The organism is Mumia zhuanghuii, from assembly GCF_042681565.1.
Lineage (GTDB): Bacteria > Actinomycetota > Actinomycetes > Propionibacteriales > Nocardioidaceae > Mumia.
This window is the reverse complement of record NZ_JBHUFT010000002.1, coordinates 535,724-551,557: the sequence shown is the minus strand read 5'-3', so window position 1 is coordinate 551,557 and position 15,834 is coordinate 535,724. Positions and strand designations below refer to the sequence as shown.

General features: G+C 69.9%; 14 protein-coding genes. All 14 read right to left on the bottom strand.

Going from position 1 to position 15,834, the window contains the following annotated elements:
* Nucleotides 1–320: 320 nt before the first annotated feature.
* Nucleotides 321–2,027 carry a GMC family oxidoreductase N-terminal domain-containing protein gene (locus tag ACFSDF_RS05800; RefSeq protein ID WP_377156618.1) on the bottom strand — a complete coding sequence of 569 codons (1,707 nt, stop codon included), beginning with the start codon at nt 2,025–2,027 and terminating at the stop codon, nt 321–323.
* A 97-nt stretch (nt 2,028–2,124) separates the two neighbouring features.
* Nucleotides 2,125–2,733, bottom strand: coding sequence for a hypothetical protein (locus tag ACFSDF_RS05795; RefSeq protein WP_167005519.1), 609 nt, complete (start codon nt 2,731–2,733; stop codon nt 2,125–2,127).
* A 5-nt stretch (nt 2,734–2,738) separates the two neighbouring features.
* Nucleotides 2,739–3,323: a hypothetical protein gene (locus ACFSDF_RS05790; protein ID WP_167005521.1), complete on the bottom strand. Its 585-nt coding sequence runs from the start codon at nt 3,321–3,323 to the stop codon at nt 2,739–2,741.
* The gene (locus ACFSDF_RS05785; RefSeq protein WP_167005524.1) at nt 3,320–4,372 is read right to left on the bottom strand and encodes a hypothetical protein; all 1,053 of its coding nucleotides are present in this window, start codon (nt 4,370–4,372) and stop codon (nt 3,320–3,322) included. The genes ACFSDF_RS05790 and ACFSDF_RS05785 overlap by 4 nt, the downstream gene beginning before the upstream one ends.
* Nucleotide 4,373: 1 nt before the next feature.
* Nucleotides 4,374–5,612 (bottom strand): WXG100-like domain-containing protein, encoded by a 1,239-nt coding sequence (locus ACFSDF_RS05780; RefSeq protein ID WP_167005526.1) that lies wholly within the window; start codon nt 5,610–5,612, stop codon nt 4,374–4,376.
* Nucleotides 5,612–5,899, bottom strand: a complete 288-nt coding sequence (locus ACFSDF_RS05775) for a hypothetical protein (RefSeq protein ID WP_167005528.1) — start codon at nt 5,897–5,899, stop codon at nt 5,612–5,614. The genes ACFSDF_RS05780 and ACFSDF_RS05775 overlap by 1 nt, the downstream gene beginning before the upstream one ends.
* Nucleotides 5,900–5,965: 66 nt before the next feature.
* The gene (locus ACFSDF_RS05770) at nt 5,966–7,582 is read right to left on the bottom strand and encodes a succinic semialdehyde dehydrogenase (RefSeq protein WP_167005530.1); all 1,617 of its coding nucleotides are present in this window, start codon (nt 7,580–7,582) and stop codon (nt 5,966–5,968) included.
* Between the two features lie 99 nt (nt 7,583–7,681).
* On the bottom strand, nt 7,682–9,226 hold the full coding sequence (locus tag ACFSDF_RS05765) for a helicase HerA-like domain-containing protein (RefSeq protein ID WP_377156615.1): 1,545 nt from the start codon (nt 9,224–9,226) through the stop codon (nt 7,682–7,684).
* A 64-nt stretch (nt 9,227–9,290) separates the two neighbouring features.
* Nucleotides 9,291–10,394 (bottom strand): GuaB3 family IMP dehydrogenase-related protein, encoded by a 1,104-nt coding sequence (locus tag ACFSDF_RS05760; protein ID WP_167005536.1) that lies wholly within the window; start codon nt 10,392–10,394, stop codon nt 9,291–9,293.
* Nucleotides 10,395–10,444: 50 nt separating this feature from the next.
* A complete protein-coding gene (guaB, locus tag ACFSDF_RS05755; RefSeq protein WP_167005539.1) occupies nt 10,445–11,962 on the bottom strand; it encodes an IMP dehydrogenase in 1,518 nt (505 codons plus the stop codon).
* A gap of 105 nt (nt 11,963–12,067) precedes the next feature.
* A complete protein-coding gene (locus tag ACFSDF_RS05750; RefSeq protein ID WP_377156612.1) occupies nt 12,068–12,880 on the bottom strand; it encodes a hypothetical protein in 813 nt (270 codons plus the stop codon).
* Nucleotides 12,877–13,476: a sigma-70 family RNA polymerase sigma factor gene (locus ACFSDF_RS05745; protein WP_182397109.1), complete on the bottom strand. Its 600-nt coding sequence runs from the start codon at nt 13,474–13,476 to the stop codon at nt 12,877–12,879. The genes ACFSDF_RS05750 and ACFSDF_RS05745 overlap by 4 nt, the downstream gene beginning before the upstream one ends.
* A 196-nt stretch (nt 13,477–13,672) precedes the next feature.
* Nucleotides 13,673–15,274 carry a chaperonin GroEL gene (gene groL / locus ACFSDF_RS05740; RefSeq protein ID WP_167251650.1) on the bottom strand — a complete coding sequence of 534 codons (1,602 nt, stop codon included), beginning with the start codon at nt 15,272–15,274 and terminating at the stop codon, nt 13,673–13,675.
* Nucleotides 15,275–15,375: 101 nt separating this feature from the next.
* Nucleotides 15,376–15,675 (bottom strand): co-chaperone GroES, encoded by a 300-nt coding sequence (gene groES, locus ACFSDF_RS05735; RefSeq protein ID WP_167005546.1) that lies wholly within the window; start codon nt 15,673–15,675, stop codon nt 15,376–15,378.
* Between the last annotated feature and the right edge of the window lie 159 nt (nt 15,676–15,834).

Below are 15,834 nucleotides of genomic sequence, written 5' to 3'. Positions count from 1 at the left end.
GCTCAACCAACGGGCGGCGCGGTTTCGACAAGCTCAACCAACGGGCGGCACGCGGTTTCGACAAGCTCAACCGGCGGGCGGCGGCGCGGTTTCGACAAGCTCAACCGGCGGGCGGCGGCGCGGTTTCGACAAGCTCAACCAACGGGCGGCACGCGGTTTCGACAAGCTCAACCAACGGGCGGCGCGGTTTCGACAAGCTCAACCAACGGGCGGCACGCGGTTTCGACAGGCTCAACCAACGGGCGGCGGCGCGGTTTCGACAGGCTCAACCGGCGGGCGACGGCACGCGGTTTCGACAGGCTCAACCGGCGGGCGCGGGGTCAGCTGATGCCGACGATGGGCAGGCGCAGCGCGGCGGGCGCGTCGTCAGGCACGACTGGGTTCTTCGGCGCCACGGCGTCCATCCGCGCATATCCGGCACCGACCGCGGGCCTGGTGTCGGTCTCGCCGCGGTTCGGCCACAACGCCATGGCCCGCTCCGCCTGGGCGGTGATCGTCAGCGAAGGGTTGACCCCGAGGTTCGCCGAGATCGCGGCGCCGTCGACGACGTGCAGGCCGTCGTACCCGTAGAGACGGTGGTACGGGTCGATGACGCCGGTCTCGGCGGAGTCGCCGATCGCGCAGCCGCCGATGAAGTGCGCGGTCAGCGGGATGTTGAACGGCTCGCCGAGCGTGCCGCCGGCCGTCCCGTCGATCTTCTCGGCGGTGCGGCGCACGGCCTCGTTGGCCTTGGGGATCCACGACGGGTTCGGCTCGCCCTGCCCCTGCTTGGAGGTGAGTCGAAGCCGCCCGGTGAACGGGTTCTTCTTCGTGTACGTGGTGATCGAGTTGTCCACCGACTGCATGACCAGCATGATGATCACCCGCTCCGACCAGTGCTTGAAGTCGTACAGCCCGCGCACGTTGCGCTTCTGCACCCACAGCTCCTTGAGCCACGTCTGCCACCGCGGGCGCGGACCGTCGCCGTCGGTGAGCACGGTCTGGAGCATCGCCATCGCGTTGGAGCCCTTGCCGTAGCGGACCGGCTCGATGTGCGTGACCTCGTCGGGATGGAACGACGAGGTGATCGCGACGCCCTCGGAGAAGTCGACGTCGCGGTTGCCGGCGATCGCGCCGAGGAGCGACTCGGAGTTGGTGCGGGTGAGCACGCCGAGGCGGTCAGAGATCCGTGGGAGCACGCCCTCGGAGCGCATCCGGTGCAAGAGCTTCTGGGTGCCGAGCGAACCTGCGGCAAAGACGACCTGGTCGGCCGTGAAGCGCCGCGCGACCTTGCGTCGACGGTCCGTACGACGCGTGTCGACGGCGTATCCTCCACCACCGCGCGGCGTTACCTGCGTCACCGTCGTGAGCGCGTGGATGCGCGCCCCAGCCTGCTCAGCGAGGTAGAGGTAGTTCTTGACGAGCGTGTTCTTGGCGTTGTGACGGCACCCCGTCATGCACTCGCCGCAGTGCGTGCAGCCTGTACGTGAGGGACCCACGCCACCGAAGTACGGGTCGTCCGCCGTCTCCCCAGGACCGCCAAAAAACACGCCGACCGGCGTCGCGTGGAACGTGTCTCCGACACCCATGTCCTCTGCGACCTCGCGCATCACCTCGTCCGCCGGCGTCATCCCCGGGTACGTGGTGACGCCCAGCATCCGCTTGGCCTGGTCGTAGTACGGAGCGAGCTCGGCCTTCCAGTCGGTGATGTGGCCCCACGCGTTGTCGCGGTAGAACGGGTCGAACGGCTCGTACAGCGTGTTGGCGTACACGAGGGAGCCACCGCCGACACCCGCCCCGGACATGATCATCACGTCCTTGAGGAGGTTGATCCGCTGGATCCCGTAGCACCCGACCTCGGGCGCGAACAGATAGCGCTTGAGGTCCCACGAGCTCGCCGCGAAGTCCTCGTCGCGGAACCGCGCCCCTGCCTCGAGGACCCCGACGCGGTAGCCCTTCTCGGTGAGTCGCAGGGCCGTGACACTCCCGCCGAAGCCGGATCCGATCACGAGGACGTCGTAGTGCTGGGGGGCCGCATCGTGGTTCACAGCGTCAGCGTATGACTCCGGTCACGCTCTCGCTACCCCTGGGTAACAAATACTTCATCAGTGATGTCATATCTTCTGACCCCGTCGGCAGAGCGACTCAGAGACGCTCGATCTCGACCAGCGTCGCGCAGTCGTCGGCGAGCTCGGCCAGGTCGTCGCCGTGCTCGAGCAGCACCCACCCGACGACGTGCCGGACGATCGCGGGCCGCCCCTCGTCGTGGACAGCCGGTGTCGGGACGATGAGGTGGCTCACCCGCTCCGCCAGGGAAGCACTGCCCGCGAGGCCATGACCCCCGAGCTCGAGCATGCGCGTCCGTACAGCCGGTCCGGCGGGCAGCTCGACGACCTCGACGGACGGCTGGTCCTCACCGACGGCCATCGCCGCCGCCCGCGCACGCTCGGCCTCGAGGACAGCCTCGATCGTCGCCGCCGCAGGCTCGGCCACGAGCACGTCGGCCCACAGCGTCGCGAGCACCCCGTCGTCGACCTGGGGGATCCAGAGGGCACCCGTCTCGGCCTCGAGCTCACGGTACGACTGACCGTAGCTGCGCAGCTGGGATCCGAGCGCGACCGCCGTCCCTTCCTTCGCACGGAGGTCGCGGACGACGTCGTCGGCCCAGGCGGCGATCGTCTCGTCAGGCTCGGGCGGTGTCACCCAGCCGTCGTCGGGAAAGTCCACGTAGTAGATGAAGTCGCGTGATCCCACGGCGCTCACCATACCCAGGTGAAAGAACGGGCCACGGCGTCGAACAGCGCCGACATGGGCTCGGCGAGCGGAAGCAGGGGCGTGGAGAAGTCCAGCAGCACGAACTCGGTCGTGCCCGGGATGACGAACGCGTGCTGGACGACGAGCGTGTCGAAGCGCGTCCCCTCGACAGTCGCCGGGACCTGCCGCGCGACGCGTGCGCAGGGGTGCCCCAGGTGCGAGCCGGCAGAGCGCTGGGCGTCAGGACCGCCCAGCATCAGGAACCCGCCGAGCACGTCCTCGGCGCTGACACCCGGCGGGGCCTCCGGACTCAGCGTCACCGTCATCGAGCAGGCGATCGGATAGCCCTGCGGCGCCGTCAGCGACAGATAGATCTCGACGGCCCCGGCGTCGAGACGCTCGGTCACGTCCTCGAGCTGGCGCCGGATCTGCGGCGCCAGCGAGTCACGGTCCGACCGCTGCGCGGTGACCAGCTCGACGACACGGTCGATGTCGGCCTTACGGTCGCGCTCGGCGATCCGGATCCGAGCCCAGTCGTCGGGCAGGACGAAGGTGAAGTCGCGCGGCACCTTCGGCTGGTCGTCAGTCATGTCGTGCTCCTCGTTCGTCCGACCTGGGCCCACCACAGCCCGAGAAGCGCTGCGCCTGCGGCCGCAGCGCCGAAAAGTAGTCCTGCGTACAGCCCTGGAGTGAGCACGGCCAGGCCCACCCCGAGCACCGCTGCCATCCCCGCCTCGTACGGGCGCGGGGGACGCGACGGCCCGACTTCGTGCGGCGGCCCACGCAGGACGGTCACCGGCTTGCCGTCCTCGACGGCCAGTGATGCCGACAAACGCTCACGCAGCTCCGCGACCCCCTCGGCGCTCCACTGCGCGGTCGGCACATCGAGCAGCACCTGGCCCTGCCTCACGACCTGGAGACCCCCACGGTGCACGACGACGCGGGCGCGTCGATCGAGCCTGAGGTGGCCGGCGAGACCGGCGACCGGGTCCCAGACATACAACCGGTCCCCGCCGTCGACCCCGCTCACCTGCGGCGTCAACAGGCCACCGACCACCCACTCACGCCGACTCCGCGGTGGCCGCCGCCGACGCGGACGGTAGGCGAGCGCGAGCAGGAGGAGGTACGCGAGCGCACCGACGACAGCCACGCCTCCGGCGCCGTGCACGACGGCCATGACGACGGACACGGCCGCCACCACCGCCAGCGTGAGCTGTACGGCGAGGGCAGTACGGGCGCCTCGGCGATCGGCCCGATCGAGGACAGCACCGATGTCTCCTCGCCATCCCTTCGTCGAGACACGGATGCCCAGTGCCTCAGCCAAACCCGTCCGCACCTGCGCGAGCCGCTTCGTCAGCGCCGCCGCGTCCGTGGGGAGCACCTCCCAGTCACGGTGGTCGAGTGCAGCCCGGACCTCACCGTCGGACGCGACCAGAACCGTCAGCGTCCCGCGACCCCCTCGCGGACCCCCGGGAACCGCGCGCAGTGTGCACCCCGACACGTCGAGCACCTGGCGCCGACGCCCGCGGCGTACGATCAGCCGACCCGGCGCTGCCTCCAGCCACGTGGACGCGGCCCAAGGCGCGCAGTCGAGCGTGAGGAGGGCAGGACGGTGCCGCTCGTTCGGTTCAATCCCCACGTCAGCGTTCGACCGGGCTGGGCTGGCCGCCGAACGATTCGTTGATCTGCTTGAGGTCGGCCATACTGCCGATCGCACCCACGCCATACGCACCGGCGGCGACGTATCGCGACTGGCGCAGCGCGCTCGAGACCAGCGGAAGCGCGGCGATGTCCCGGGGAAGGCCGTAGTTGGCGAACTTCAGGTTCGCGACATCCTTGAACGGGTTGGAGAAGACCTGCTTCCAGTCGGACGCTCTCGGCTTCCAGCTGAGCTGGCCGTTCTCGAACTGACGGCCCAGCACCTTCGCCTCGCGTCCGCCCTGCGTGACGCGCAGGCGGCTCGCCTGGCGGTTCGCGCTGCGTGCCGAGACACCTGCCGTCCGCAGCGACTTGATGTAGGCCGGCTTCGCGAGCCCCCGCGCCGCCGCCACGAGCGAGCGGCTCGCGGAGGTGAACGCACGGCCGGCGCCGAAGCTGAGCACACCGACGGCGTCCCAGATGACGTTCTCCCAGGACCCCTTGCCGCCAGCGAGGAGGGCGACGTTCGCCAACAACGACACGAGGCCCGTGAGGAGGGCGAGGGCGCCGAACAGCGCAGCGAACGGTTGGAGGAACGGGATCACCGCACAGATCGCCGCCAGCACGCCCAAGATCGCGGAGAGCGTGCCCATGATGTCGGCCAGGCCCTTGAGGAAGCCGGCGACGTTGTCCCAGGTCGAGTCCTTGAGACCGTCGGAGCCGAGGACCTCGTCGATCGAGTTCTTGGCGGTGTTGCCGGCCCGGTCCCAGTCGCCGTGGATCTCCTCGAGCTGGGTGCGCAGCGGTCCAAGCTTGTCCTCGGCGGCCTGCAGGTCTTTGTCGGCCGTGCTCTGCTCGTCCTCCCCTGCCGTGTCCACACGACGCTCGGCGTCGTCGATCTCGGCCTGGACGGTGATCGCCCGCGTCATGACGGCGTCGGCCTCGTCCTGCAAGGTGTCGAGCGTCGTCGCATACGTCGAGAGCGCACTCGACACCTTGTCGTAGCGCTCGTAGGCCTTCTTGATCGTGTCCGAGGTCTCGCGCGTCTTCTCCTTGAACTCGCGGCCGGAGTCACTCTCCCAGGCGGTCGCCGAGTCGTGGATCTTGTCGAGCGCCTTCACCGCCGCGTCGATCGCGTCGGCGGTGCCGCGCAGGTCGGCGGCAAGCTTGCGGACGTCGTACGGGTCACCGGGCGTCGGATCGCTGTCCCTCAGCGGCGACCAGTCTTTGCGGCGTCCCATCACTTGCCTTCCAGAGCCTTGACGAACTCGTCCTCGAGGTTCTCGAAGGCCTCGGCAGCAGCCTCCGCCGCCTCACCGAGCCCCTTGATGGCCTCCATCATGTCTTCGCGTTTGTCGTCCCAGTTGTCGGCGAACTCCTCGAGCCTGTCGCGAAGCGAGTTGTGCGCGATGGTCTCGCGGTCAGGCCGCGACCACGCGTTGGTCTGCTCGAAGCCTTCGTACGTCCTACGCAGGCCGCGGCCCGCCTCGTTCAGGACATCGGTGTCGACGGCGATGCGGTCGGCCATGACTCACTTTCGGGGGAGGGACGTACTCGCAGGAGCGTAGTCGGTGCGAGGTCCACCCCGGTGGGCTCAAGCCCGGCCGGTCTTCTTCAGCAGCCGCAGCGCTGCCGTCACCGCCTTCTGGTAGGTCGCGTCGCTGACGAAGCGCGGGACCGTGAGCGGGAGGAGCCGCTGGTTGGCAACCGACTGCGTCTCGGTGTAGCGGAGGATGCCCTCGGCACCGTGACGCCGTCCGATGCCCGACTCGCGCATGCCGCCCATCGGCGCGTCGATCGTGCCGAACGTCGCCGCGAAGCCCTCGTTGATGTTGACGGTGCCGGCCTTGATCTGGCGGGCCAGCTCACGCGCGCGGGCGACGTCACGGGTGAAGATCGAGGCGTTGAGACCGTACGACCCGGCGTTGGCGCGCTCGACCGCCTCGCTCTCGCTGCCGAAGCGGTAGACCGACACGACCGGGCCGAAGGTCTCCTCGGCGAAGCACTCCATCGACGGGTTGACGCCCTCGAGGAGCGTCGGCTCGAAGAAGTATGGGCCGACCTCGGGCCGTGGCCGCCCACCGGCGAGGACGTGGGCGCCCTTGCTCACCGCGTCGGCGACGTGCGCCGTCACGGTGTCGAGCTGGCGCTGCGAGACCAGCGACCCCATGTCTCCGTCGTAGCCGATGGCCGCCGACAGCTTCATCCGCTCGATCCGCTTGACCAGCTTGGCGATGAACCTGTCGTAGATCGCGTCGGCGACGAACAGCCGCTCGATCGACACGCACAGCTGCCCGGCCGACGAGTAGGCCCCACGGACGGCGCCCTCGACAGCACGGTCGATCTGGGCGTCGGCGAGCACGAGCATCGCGTTCTTGCCGCCGAGCTCGAGCGAGCACGAGACGAGACGCTCCGCGGCTTGGGCGGCAACCTTCTTGCCGGTGGCGGTCGAGCCGGTGAAGCACACGTAGTCGGCGTGGTCGATGATCGCGCCCCCAATCTGGGGCCCCGGGCCGTACAGCACCTGCCAGAGGCTCGCCGGGAACCCGACCTCACGCAGCAGGTCGATCACCGCGAGCGCGGACAGCGGCGTTTGGCTGTCGGGCTTGTGGACGACGGCGTTGCCGGCGCCGATCGCGGGGAGGCCGTCCGAGATCGCCAGCGTCAGCGGATAGTTCCACGGGGAGATGATGCCGACGACGCCCTTGGGGACGTGGTTGATCCGCGCCTGGGTGAGCAGCGGGTAGACGCCGGGCACACGTCGCGTCCGCAGGTGGCGATCGAGCGTCCGTGCGTAGTAGCGCGCGGTCAGGGCGACGTGGAGCACCTCGTCGTGCGCGTGCCTGCGGGCCTTGCCTGACTCCCACTGGACGAGGTCCATGAGGCTGTCGGCGTTGTCGAGCACCGCGTCGTGCAGATCGAGGAGCAGCGCCGAGCGGTGCGCGAGCTCGGTGCGCGACCACATCTTCTGGGCGGCCCGGGCCGCGGCGAACGCATCCGCCACATCGCCCTCGTCTGACAGGGGCAGCGTCGCGATCGGCTGGCCGGTGAACGGCGCGTACGTGGTCTCCGAGCTGCCCGAGGTCGCCCGCAGCTGGGCGGTCAGCCTGCGCACCTGTGCAGGGTCGAGCGCGAACGCGGCTCTGGGGTCGTGCTCGGGGTCGGCAGGGAGCGCACCGGGCGACGAGGCGCGGGGATCGCGGCGTGACATGCGGCCACTGTAGAGCGGGTGACACGCGATGGCTACCCCCCGGTAACCGGTGCGTCACCGGGGGTGTCGCATCGCTGGACGCGGCCGCCGCGCAATGGGTCAGCGCCTGCCGAAGATACGTTTCGCGACTTCCCTCGCGAACGTGCGGCTCGCCTCCCCGACGGCGCGGTCCAGCGGCGACATCCGAGTCGTCCGTGAGGTGCTGCGCGACTTGCGACGCTTCGGCTTCTCGTCCCAGCCGTCCGGGTAGACCTCCCCCGGCTCCCCCGTCCGAGCCTCCTCGGCCGACATCTCCGGCGGCTTCTCGGGCGTCTTCTCCGGCGCCGGCACCTCCGTCCCGTAGCGCGCCTGCAGCGGCGAGGCCGCGACCGCCGCTGCCATCGCCTCGGCGGGCATCGGCTCCATCGACCCCTGAGGCGCCCGGACCCGTGTCCAGGCCACCGGCGACGGCGCACCCTTCTCGTTCATGACCGTCACGACCGCCTCGCCTGTCGCGAGCTGCGTGAGGACCTCCGCGAGGTCGTACGAGGAGGTCGGATAGGTCGTGACCGTCGCCTTGAGCGCCTTGGCGTCGGCCGGCGTGTGGGCACGCAGCTGGTGCTGGACGCGGGAGCCGAGCTGGGCGAGGACGTCACCGGGGACGTCCTTCGGGGTCTGCGTCACGAAGAAGACACCCACACCGCGCGAACGGATGAGCCGTACGGTTTGGACGACAGTGTCCAGGAAGTCGTCAGAGGCGTCCTTGAACAGCAGGTGCGCCTCGTCGAAGAAGAACACCAGCTTGGGCTTGTCGGTGTCGCCGACCTCGGGCAGCTCGGAGAACAGCCGCGTGAGCAGGTACATCAGGAACGTCGAGAACAGCTCCGGCTTGTCTGCGACCCCCGGCACCTCCAGCAGCGACACGATCCCGGTGCCGTCGTCGGCCGGACGGAGGAAGTCCGACACCGCGATCGACGGCTGCCCGAAGAAGCCGTCCGCACCGGCGTCGGCGAAGGCGACCAGCTCGCGCAGGATCACCCCGGCGGTGGCCTTCGACAGCCCGCCGAGCTCGGCGAGGTCGGCCTTGCCCTCCGCGCTGGTGAGGTGCTGGACGACGGCGCGCAGATCCTCCAGGCGGACGAGGGGGCGCCCGTGCTTGTGGGCGTAGTGGAAGACCAGGCCGAGCGAGGACTCCTGCGTCGCGTTGAGCTCGAGGACCTTCGCGAGCAGGGTCGGCCCGAACTCCTCGACGGTCGCGCGGATCGGGACTCCGGTCCCGGCCCCGCCGAGGCTGAAGAACTCCGTACGGGTCGCGGCCGGCTCCCAGTCCTGCCCGATGCTCTCCGTACGAGCCGACAGCGCCTCGCTCGGCGTCCCGGCGACGGCGATGCCGGAGAGGTCGCCCTTGATGTCGGCGGCGAACACCGGGACGCCGTGGGCCGCGATCTGCTCGGCGAGCACCTGCAGCGTCTTCGTCTTGCCCGTACCGGTGGCGCCCGCGACGAGGCCGTGGCGGTTGAGCATCGCGACAGGGATCCGCACCTGCGCCTGCGGCCGCGCCTCGCCATCCTCGACGAGGGCGCCGAGGATCACCGCCGGCTGCGCGAACGTGTACGCCGCGGCCTCCTCGGCCGCCCTGCGTGCCTCGTCCGCGTCGTCGCTCATGACTCACATCCAAGCGCCGACCCGGCGGGGTGTCACGCCGAGCCGCCGTGCCGCCGAGCAGGCGCTACTGGACGACGACCTCGACGCGCTGGAACTCCTTGAGCTCCGTGTAGCCGGTCGTCGCCATCGCCCGGCGCAGCGCGCCGATGAGGTTCATCGTGCCGTCAGGCGCCGTCGACGGGCCGAACAGGACCGACTCGAACGACCCGACCGTCCCGAGATCGATGCGCTGCCCGCGCGGAAGGTCGGAGTGCCACGCCTCGGCACCCCAGTGGAACCCTCGCCCGGGAGCCTCAGCGGCCCGTGCGAACGGCGAGCCGACCATCACCGCGTCCGCGCCGCAGGCGATCGCCTTGGCGAGGTCGCCGCTGTGTCCGACCGAGCCGTCGGCGATGACGTGCACATAGCGGCCGCCGGACTCGTCGAGGTAGTCACGACGCGCCGCGGCGACGTCGGCCACCGCGCTCGCCATCGGGACCGCGACGCCGAGCACCTGACGGGTCGTGTGTGCCGCTCCCCCGCCGAAGCCGACGAGCACGCCCGCAGCACCCGTCCGCATGAGGTGCAGGGCCGCCTGGTGCGTGGCGCAGCCGCCGACGATCACGGGGATGTCGAGCTCGTAGATGAACTCCTTGAGGTTCAGCGGCTCGGTCTGGCCGGAGACGTGCTCGGCCGACACGGTCGTGCCGCGGATGACGAACAGGTCGACTCCCGAGTCGACGACCGTCTGCGCGAACTGCTTCGTCCGCTGCGGCGAGAGCGCGCCGGCGACGGTCACGCCCGCGTCGCGGATCTGCTTGAGCCGCTCGTGGATCAGCTCGGCCTTGATCGGCTCCTCGTAGATGCGCTGGAGCCGCACCGTCGCCTCGCGCGGCTCGAGGGTCGCCACCTCCTCGAGGAGCGGGACCGGGTCGTCGTAGCGCGTCCACAGGCCCTCGAGGTCGATGACGCCGAGGCCACCGAGCTTGCCGAGCATGATCGCGGTCTCCGGCGACATGACCGAGTCCATCGGCGCCGCGACGACCGGGATCTCGAACCGGTACGCGTCGATCTGCCACGCCGTCGAGACCTCTTCGGGGTCACGGGTACGGCGGCTCGGCACAATCGCGATGTCGTCGAACGCGTACGCCCTGCGGCCGCGCTTGGCGGCGCCGATCTCGATGTCCATGACCGCAGTCTAGTGAGGCCACCCGCGGCCGTCCGACCCCGTACGGGCGGTCAGAAGCGTGCGTAGTTGGGCGCCTCGACCGTCATCTGGATGTCGTGCGGGTGGCTCTCCTTGAGACCGGCCGCCGTGATCCGGACGAACTGGCCGCGCTCCTGGAGCTCGGGGATGGTCCGCGAACCCACGTAGAACATCGACTGGTGGAGACCGCCGACGAGCTGGCGGACGACGGCACCGAGCATGCCGCGGTAGGCGACCTGCCCCTCGATGCCCTCGGGAACGAGCTGGTCGTCGCTGGTGACGTCGGCCTGGAAGTAGCGGTCCCGGGAGTAGGACTTCTTGCCGCGCGAGGACATCGCGCCGAGCGAGCCCATGCCGCGGTAGGACTTGTACTGCTTGCCGTTGACGAAGATCAGCTCACCGGGGCTCTCCTCGGTGCCGGCGAGCAACGAGCCGACCATCACCGTGTCGGCACCGGCGACGAGCGCCTTGGCGATGTCGCCGGAGTATTGAAGGCCGCCGTCGCCGATGAGCGGCACGCCCGCCGGCTTGGTCGCACGCGAGGCCTCGTAGATCGCGGTCACCTGCGGCACACCGACGCCCGCCACGACCCGCGTCGTGCAGATCGAGCCCGGGCCGACGCCGACCTTGACCGCGTCGACGCCCGCGTCGACCAGTGCCTTGGCGCCGGCGTACGTGGCGACGTTGCCGCCGATGATCTGGACGTGGGAGGTGGCCGGGTCCGCCTTGAGCCGCTGGATCATCTCGAGCAGTGCCCTGGCGTGCCCGTGGGCCGTGTCGACGACGAGCACGTCGACGCCCGCCTCGACGAGTGCGGTCGCGCGGTCCCAGGAGTCACCGAAGAAGCCGACGGCCGCACCGACGAGCAGACGCCCCTGGGCGTCCTTGCTCGCATGAGGGAACTGCTCGGACTTCACGAAGTCCTTGACCGTGATGAGGCCGCGCAGGTGGCCGGTCTCGTCGACGAGCGGGAGGCGCTCCTTCTTGTGGGCGCGCAGCAGCTCGGCGGCGTCCTCACGGTCGATGTCGACCGGGCCGGTGATCAGCGGCATCGTCGTCATGACCTCGCCGACGGTCTTCTTGGACCACTCGGCGACCGGGACGAAGCGAAGGTCGCGGTTGGTAACGATGCCCAGGAGCTTGTCGTCGCCGTCGACCACCGGGAGCCCCGAGACGCGGTACTCGCCGCAGATCTCGTCGAGCTCCTCCAGCGTCGCCTTGGGGGTGATCGTGATCGGGTTGGAGATGACGCCGGTCTGGGTCCGCTTGACGAGATCGACCTGGTAGGCCTGGTCCTCGACGGACAGGTTGCGGTGGAGGATCCCGATGCCGCCCTCGCGGGCCATCGCGATCGCCATCCGCGCCTCGGTGACGGTGTCCATCGCCGCAGAGATCAGCGGGATGTTGAGCTCGATGCCACGAGTCAGCCGTGCACGGGTGTCCACCTCGCTGGGGATGACGTCGGTCTCCCCTGGCAGGAGGAGGACATCGTCGTACGTGAGACCCAGCGGTGCGAACTTCTCGGGTACACCTGCCGCGTTGAGATCCATGAGGCCCTTCCTTGCGCGCCGACGTCCCCATCCTAACGAGGACCTCCGTGCGCACTCCAACGCCGACTGCGTCTCAAGACTTCCCGCCACGTCGTGCGGCGCCGGTCACCCCCGAGTCTCGACCTCCGAGCCCCACAGGCCGGAGAGCCACCAGGGCCGGTCGCGATCGCTCGTGCGGTCGTCACGGTCGTCGTCGCGGTCGTCGCCGCCACGGCCCCGGTCATCGTCGTGGTCGTCGCGATCGCGGTCGGACTCTTCGCCGCGCGGCTCTCTCGGGTCGGGCGTCCAGGGAGGGGCCGGCGTGGGCGATGCGGTCGGCGGCGTGCCCGGGGGCGCAGGAGGCCCGTCGGACGGACGCCTGTCCTGCGGCTCCTTCTCGTCGCGGTCGCCACCGTCTGCGCGCGACTCGTCGCTCGCGAGCTGCTCGCCGGAGACGGACCGGCTCGCGAGCGCGTCCGCGTCGGCACGCCCGGCGACCATCTCCGGCGACGTCGGCGCAGCGGTGGCCGGAGGCGTACGCGGAGCCCGCGCGTCACTGGCGTTCGGGTCGGCAAGCCCCTCGCCCAGACCTACGGCCCGCTCGACGACGAACTGCAGCGGCGCGACGGGGTTGCCGGCGACCGCCTGGCTGACCCCCATCGACAGCAGCACGGCAGCAGCCGTGCCCATCGTCGCGGCCCGACGCGTGTGGCGGGCCGCGACAGGGGCGACATGGCGACGGTGCGAGCGGCCGGCGCGCAGCGGGACGGGCGCCGGAAGAGCCTCCTTCGAGGTCGTCGGCGTCGCAGCCGCGTCGTCGAGCAGGACCGCTCGCCACGACGCCAGCGCCTCGAAGACGGGGTCGTCCGGGACATCGCCCGCGATCAGCGCGTCGAGCAGCTCGTCGTCGTGTGCGACGGGGTCATAAATGCCGCTCATGCACGCACCTCCCCTCGCGTGATCTCACGGGCCCGGTGCAGCGCACGCAGCCGCTGGAGCGCGCGGTGCTGAGCGATCCGGACAGCGCCGGCCGTCATACCCATGGTCATGCCGACATCGGCCGCGCTCAGGCCCATCGCGACGCGGAGGACCAGCACCTCGCGGAGACGCTCGGGCAGCGAGTCGAGGAGGTCGAGCACGTCCTTCGCTTCGAACCGGTCGAGGACCTCGCTCTCGGCCGACGCCGCGGTGTCGCCGAGGTCGGGGACGACCTCGACGAAGATGTGCCGCGACCGGTACGCGCTGCGCTGCGCGTCGGCAACCTTGCGGCTGCCGATCGCGTACACGAACGCCTCGAACGGGACACCGTGGTCCTCGAACGTCGGAAGTGCCTGGAAGACGGCGATGCAGATCTCCTGCGCGACGTCGTCGGCCAGCTGCCCTCCGTCGCGATAGCCCGACAGGCGGGCGCGACAGTAGCGGTGCGAGACCGTACGGACGTCTCGCATCAACGCATCCATGACGTCGCTGTCGCCGATCGCACGGTGCGCGAGATCGGTCAGGTCAGCCTCGCCGGCGAGGTGGCTGGGGAGCATCGGGGGTCGTCCTCCAGGTCGGGCAGGGGTGAGACGGGTCCGAGGGCCAGGACGGCGCCCGAGCTGCGCCAGGACATACCGTCCCACGTCCGCCCGCGACACGCCAGAACCGACGCGCCAGAACGACGGACGGCCCGCCCCGGGAGAGGGGCGGGCCGTCCAGTGACTCGTGCCGCAGCTGGCGGCGCGAACGACGTCAGTGCGAGTGAGCGCCTGTGCCGTGCTCGTCGTCGGCGGGCTTCTCGACGACCAGGGTCTCGGTCGTCAGGAGCATCGCCGCGATCGACCCGGCGTTGGCCAGCGCCGAGCGGGTGACCTTGACCGGGTCGAGGACGCCCTGGGCCACCAGGTCGCCGTACTCGCCGGTCGCCGCGTTGTAGCCCTGGCCGCTCTCGCGGACCTTGGCGACCACGACGTAGCCGTTCTCGCCGCCGTTCTCGGCGATCCAGCGCAGCGGCTCGACGGCCGACTTGCGGACGATCGACACGCCGACGGCCTCGTCGCCCGTCAGACCGAGGTCGCCCTCGAGGACCGACACGGCGGTGACGAGAGCCGAGCCGCCGCCGGCGACGATGCCCTCCTCGATCGCCGCACGGGTCGCGGAGACCGCGTCCTCGATGCGGTGCTTCTTCTCCTTGAGCTCGACCTCGGTCGCGGCACCCACCTGGATGACGCAGACGCCGCCGGCGAGCTTCGCGAGGCGCTCCTGGAGCTTCTCGCGATCCCAGTCGGAGTCGGTCGACTCGATCTCGGCCTTGATCTGGTTGACGCGCGCCGCGACCTCGTCGTCCTTGCCAGCGCCGTCGATGATCGTCGTGGCGTCCTTGGTGATGACGACGCGACGGGCGGTGCCGAGGTCCTCGAGCCCGATCTGGTCGAGCTTGAGGCCGAGGTCCGGGGTGACGACCTGCGCACCCGTGAGGACCGCGATGTCCTGCAGCATCGCCTTGCGGCGGTCACCGAAGGCCGGAGCCTTGACGGCAACCGAGGTGAACGTGCCGCGGATCTTGTTGACGACCAGGGTCGAGAGCGCCTCGCCGTCGACGTCCTCGGCGATGATCAGCAGCGCCTTGCCCGCCTGGACGACCTTCTCCAGCAGCGGCAGGAGGTCGGCGATGGCCGAGATCTTGCCCTGGTTGACGAGGATGTAGGGCTCGTCAAGGACGGCCTCCATGCGCTCGGTGTCGGTCACCATGTAGGGCGAAAGGTAGCCCTTGTCGAACTGCATGCCCTCGGTGAACTCGAGGTCGGTGCCCATGGTGTTGGACTCCTCGACGGTGATGACACCGTCCTTGCCGACCTTGTCGAAGGCGTCCGCGATGAGCCCGCCGATGTGGGCGTCACGCGCGGAGATGTTGGCGACGTGCGCCATGTCCTGCTTGTCGTCGACGTCGCGGGCGAGCTCGAGGAGCTTCTCCGAGACGGCCTCGACGGCCTTGTCGATACCGCGCTTGAGCGCCATCGGGTTGGTGCCGGCGGCCACGGCGCGCAGGCCCTCGTGGACCATCGCCTGGGCGAGCACGGTCGCCGTGGTGGTGCCGTCGCCGGCGATGTCGTTGGTCTTGGTGGCGACTTCCTTGGCGAGCTGGGCGCCGAGGTTCTCGAAGGGGTCGTCGAGCTCGACCTCACGCGCGACGGTGACACCGTCGTTGGTGATCGTCGGCGCGCCCCACTTCGAGTCGAGCACGACGTAGCGGCCCTTCGGACCGAGCGTCACCTTGACGGTGTCGGCCAGGATGTCGACGCCACGCTCGAGCGACCGACGAGCATTCTCGTCGAACTCAAGAATCTTGGGCATAGGGATCCTTCTGGTGTGTGTCGGGCCCGGAGCCGGGCCCGTGTGCGGCGGACGAGCAGGCCCGCCCCAACAGCGCGAGGCCGCCGGGGCGAGCGAGGTCGTTACTTCTCGATGACCGCGAGGACGTCACGCGCCGACAGGATCAGAAACTCCTGGCCGTCGTACTTGACCTCGGTGCCGCCGTACTTGCTGAAGACGACGACGTCGTCGACCTTGACGTCGACGGGGATGCGCTCGTCGCCGTCCTCGTTGAAGCGGCCCGGACCGACAGCCAGGACCTTGCCCTCAGTGGGCTTCTCCTTGGCGGTGTCCGGGATGACCAGACCAGATGCGGTGGTCTGCTCCGCCTCGAGAATCTTGACGACGATACGGTCCTCGAGCGGCTTGATGGTGACCGACACTTGTCGACCTCCCCTTTCGGTGTGACCCCGTACGCGGTTGTTCACCCGTACGACATGACTGGGAATGTGGTCCTGCGCGGTGCTTGCACGCACGCCGTCGCGGGGATCGTGCGCCGCTGCACCGTTAGCACCCAGGATACGAGAGTGCTAACCCCCACC

Excerpts from the sequence above, each read along its gene's own strand:
- ACFSDF_RS05790 (WP_167005521.1), bottom strand. The coding sequence starts at position 3,323 with ATGACTGACGACCAGCCGAAGGTGCCGCGCGACTTCACCTTCGTCCTG.
- ACFSDF_RS05780 (WP_167005526.1), bottom strand. The coding sequence starts at position 5,612 with ATGGGACGCCGCAAAGACTGGTCGCCGCTGAGGGACAGCGATCCGACG.
- ACFSDF_RS05775 (WP_167005528.1), bottom strand. The coding sequence starts at position 5,899 with ATGGCCGACCGCATCGCCGTCGACACCGATGTCCTGAACGAGGCGGGC.
- ACFSDF_RS05770 (WP_167005530.1), bottom strand. The coding sequence starts at position 7,582 with ATGTCACGCCGCGATCCCCGCGCCTCGTCGCCCGGTGCGCTCCCTGCC.
- ACFSDF_RS05765 (WP_377156615.1), bottom strand. The coding sequence starts at position 9,226 with ATGAGCGACGACGCGGACGAGGCACGCAGGGCGGCCGAGGAGGCCGCG.
- ACFSDF_RS05760 (WP_167005536.1), bottom strand. The coding sequence starts at position 10,394 with ATGGACATCGAGATCGGCGCCGCCAAGCGCGGCCGCAGGGCGTACGCG.
- guaB (WP_167005539.1), bottom strand. The coding sequence starts at position 11,962 with ATGGATCTCAACGCGGCAGGTGTACCCGAGAAGTTCGCACCGCTGGGT.
- ACFSDF_RS05750 (WP_377156612.1), bottom strand. The coding sequence starts at position 12,880 with ATGAGCGGCATTTATGACCCCGTCGCACACGACGACGAGCTGCTCGAC.
- ACFSDF_RS05745 (WP_182397109.1), bottom strand. The coding sequence starts at position 13,476 with ATGCTCCCCAGCCACCTCGCCGGCGAGGCTGACCTGACCGATCTCGCG.
- groL (WP_167251650.1), bottom strand. The coding sequence starts at position 15,274 with ATGCCCAAGATTCTTGAGTTCGACGAGAATGCTCGTCGGTCGCTCGAG.